3 protein-coding genes and 1 pseudogene are annotated in these 3,463 nt (G+C 29.9%); 3 read left to right on the top strand and 1 reads right to left on the bottom strand.

The annotated features are described in order from the left end of the window. The 3 genes from JEM49_RS07940 to JEM49_RS07930 all read left to right on the top strand — a co-directional run. The coding region (locus JEM49_RS07940; RefSeq protein ID WP_201874560.1) for a hypothetical protein at window positions 1–772 on the top strand (772 nt) is incomplete at its 5' end. Continuing rightward, on the top strand, window positions 753–2,624 hold the full coding sequence (locus JEM49_RS07935; RefSeq protein ID WP_207187933.1) for an ATPase: 1,872 nt from the start codon (window positions 753–755) through the stop codon (window positions 2,622–2,624). The genes JEM49_RS07940 and JEM49_RS07935, both read left to right, overlap by 20 nt. Before the next feature lie 3 nt (window positions 2,625–2,627). Next, window positions 2,628–3,125: a GNAT family N-acetyltransferase gene (locus JEM49_RS07930; protein WP_025006373.1), complete on the top strand. Its 498-nt coding sequence runs from the start codon at window positions 2,628–2,630 to the stop codon at window positions 3,123–3,125. A 37-nt stretch (window positions 3,126–3,162) separates the two neighbouring features. Here the strand turns inward: JEM49_RS07930 and JEM49_RS07925 are convergent. Then, window positions 3,163–3,455, bottom strand: a pseudogene (locus JEM49_RS07925) (DUF3021 family protein). Window positions 3,456–3,463: the final 8 nt, after the last annotated feature.

Raw genomic sequence — 3,463 nt, 5'->3', positions numbered from 1 at the left:
ACGTAAGACAGTCGAAGGATTTTATTATCGACTGTCTAAACCAGATGCAAAATACTATTACTATCACGATCAAGAGGAAGATCCTGATTTCAAAAATGTGCTTTTGATTGATTCTGAGCAGGGAAAAGCTCAACAAAAATTAGATTACTTAAAATCCCAAAAACAAGTACCTATTAATGCCAAATTAACTAGTTTAAATCTAGAAAAATATGCTAAATATTTAGATAAAATTTTTAAGCAAAATTCATGGATAAGACAAGCATTACTAAGAGAAAAATATAATTTAGATTTTAGTAAAAAGAGTCGGTGGTTATTAACGCCTGCCGCATTTAACAATTTGTATAAAGCAGCTATTTCAGAAGAGATTTTTGCTTTAATTTGTCAGAAGTATCATCTAGATTTCCATGAAATGAGGGAATTATCCCAGAATGAATTTGAACGCTTTGACGGATTTTTAAAGTTAAACGATCAGAGAATTCTATATGTCGATATGAAGAATTACGATTCACGTAGGACTACAGTACTTGCAAAAGATGTCGAAAAGCATATTCAAAATAAATTAAATGATTCCACAGGTAATGCAGCCGTGATTATTAATTTCTACGAATTTGAAAAAGAAAATGCTTATCGAAATAGCGGAATCAGAAACGAAATTAATGAAAAAAAGATCTATTACTATCCTCATTTGTTTAGACATAATGGTGAAATTGATAATGCATTATTGCAAGACTTATTAGATAAGGTGGTACGGAATGACACTAGTAAGAAATAAAATTTATCTAAATCAATTGGAAGATCCGCATTTTAAGATTGATCAGCTAAATCAAGATTTTGATTTATACGCGGTACATTGCACACGTAAATATATCTCTCGCTCCTTACTTAACCGTAACCAAGAGAAGTTACCAGTAATTAAGGCCGTAAATTATATCAGAGAAAATAACAAAGACATAATTTATATCCTTACGGATAAAGGTAAAACCAATATTTTTGAATTAAAGCGTGGCTTAACAGAACTAGATGAGACTATAGGTAAAATTGAGCAGCGTGATTTTGCACAAGTAGAAACAAATATCATATTAAACTTACTATTAATTCAACTACAAGTATTCTCTACAGTTAAGGGATGTAATTTATTGGGAAAATTGTATGTTAATACCAACACAGAAGAAAATGAAAAATTAAAATTTGAAGAAGTAAGCTTTAGTAAAAATCTAGTAATTAATATTCAAACGCGAGCATTTACTCAACTATCCTATTATCAAAAAAACCAAGCTCAAGAATTAATTAAAAATATAAAGTCATGGGGTCGCAGTCCACGTTATGAGATTAATTTTCAAGAAAGCACAATCAAACAAATGGCAAATTGTTACCATGACGGAGAAGAAAATGATTGGTATTTAATGCATCCTACCCATAAAAATCTGAAGCCAGATCAAACACCTTTCTTTTATCTTAATGGTAAAGTTGGACAAGCTAGAACTAGCTTTTTAACTAGTAAAAGTGGCATTATGTATTATTTAATTGATCAATTGAATAAGCATTACTCGCAATATTTTGACAAATTAAAATTTAGAGAAATCCAAACTGAGAGTTATGATCAAGGCGTTAATCAAAAAAAAAGGGGAGAAAAATTATTAGAAAAAATTAAGTCATTTTGGTCAGATAAAGAAATTACATTAATTGATCGAACGCAAGAAAATTTATCAGTAGTAAAGACTATATCTGACTTTTTTAGTCAAAACTTGTCAATAAAAATTAAGCCCAGTCAAACAAGTAGTCATTACAATTTAGCATTAATTCACAATTTAGGTTACTATTCGAAAAAAGATAACCAAGATAAGGAAGATACGTATTACGTAAATCAAGCTGAAATTATTCAAAATATAACAATTGAAGGAGTACTGCATAAAAGTGGAACGGTAATTGATAGCGCATTAATCAATGCAGTTAAAGAATTAACTGTAAAAGCAATTTTAGAGATGCAAGATTTCTCACCATTGAATACTGGGATAGACTTAGATAGTTTGGCTTTTTATAAATATTATCCTAAAAGCAGTCAAACTCTAGAATTTACGAGTCATGGAACTAATTTTCAAATTAAAGTAATTACTTCCAATTTTAAAGATCCGTTTTTCTTGAATGATTTATTTATTGAACAAAACGATCAATTAACGACCGCTTACGACTACATTATTTTAGATAAACAAAATGAAAATTACTATGCTGTAAGCAAAACTTCGTTAAAAACAATACCATCGCCATCATTATATGAAGCGGCAAATAATCAAAAAGGCACTTTAGCATATCGTAACAAAGAGGCTAGAAATAAATATTTAGCCGGTTTAATCAATTTGAATTATTTCTACGCACAAAATCAACTATATTATAATGTGGGAGTTATTGGAAATGGGATGCAGTCCAAAGAGTCGGTAGCTTCAGTTGTTAGAAAGATTGAATGTTTAAACGATAATAATAAGTCGCAATTGCTAGATATGCAGCAGCTTTTACAATCTATGGATGTTGTTTGGGTTAAATTTAAAAATTTGACGGTTCTTCCTTTTCCGATTAAACTCATGAACGAATATATCAGAAAAGATAAAAATAATAATGAAGAGAGATAAAAATTGAATTTAATAATTAGATCAGTAACTATGAATGATTTGGATTCAGTAGTTTCTATTGAATCGGATACTTTTGAGATGAGTCAAGAAATGACTCAAAAAGATATGATCGGGCGAATTGAAAACTATCCTGATACTTTTTTAGTAGCAGAAATTGATCATCAAGTAGTAGGACATGTTTTTGGTCCAGCATTTAATAAGCGCTATATTGAAGATGAAATCTATTTTAAAAATCATCTTAATCGTAAAGATGATCAATATCAAACAGTTTTAAGTCTGGCAGTTAGTCCGGAATTTCGAAAGCAAGGAATAGCTACCAAATTATTAGATAAATTGTCTAAGATTGCTAAGAAGCAAAATAGGACAGCGGTCACTTTGACTTGCTTGCCGAAGTTATTTTCATTTTATGAAAAGCGAGGCTTTGTAAACGAGGGTAAGACTAGTGATGATATCCCTGATCCTGATAATGTAAGTAGTTTTAATATGGTAAAAGAATTATAGAAAAGAGGATTTTCCTACTAAACAAGGAAAATCCCCTTTATAATTTCTGATTAATCTTTTTAACTTGAGATTTCACTTTTTTATATATAATTAGCCAGATAATTATATATCCAATAATATAGATAATAGTAAAGATAAATAAGGGTGTTGCCTTAACAAGAATCCAGCCATTTATTAAATAGAAGAAAAGGTAATCTAGATAAATTACAATTGCATCAATTAACGTTGCGATACCTAGAGGAATTTTTTCAACTTTAAAAACAGCTCCAATTCCGCCAGCAACGAAAGCATGAAAAGGGTCGATAGAATATTGATGTTTACTTCTGTCATTGGTCGAC

Origin of the sequence: Lactobacillus sp. A27, from assembly GCF_016742815.1 — a bacterium.
Taxonomy (GTDB): Bacteria; Bacillota; Bacilli; order Lactobacillales; family Lactobacillaceae; genus Lactobacillus; species Lactobacillus gallinarum.
The sequence above is the reverse complement of the archived record's forward strand: the minus strand, read 5'-3'. Positions and strand labels throughout refer to the sequence as shown.

What these genes read in the sequence shown, in the direction of transcription:
- JEM49_RS07935 (WP_207187933.1), top strand. Translation starts at nt 753, where the DNA reads ATGACACTAGTAAGAAATAAAATTTATCTAAATCAATTGGAAGATCCG.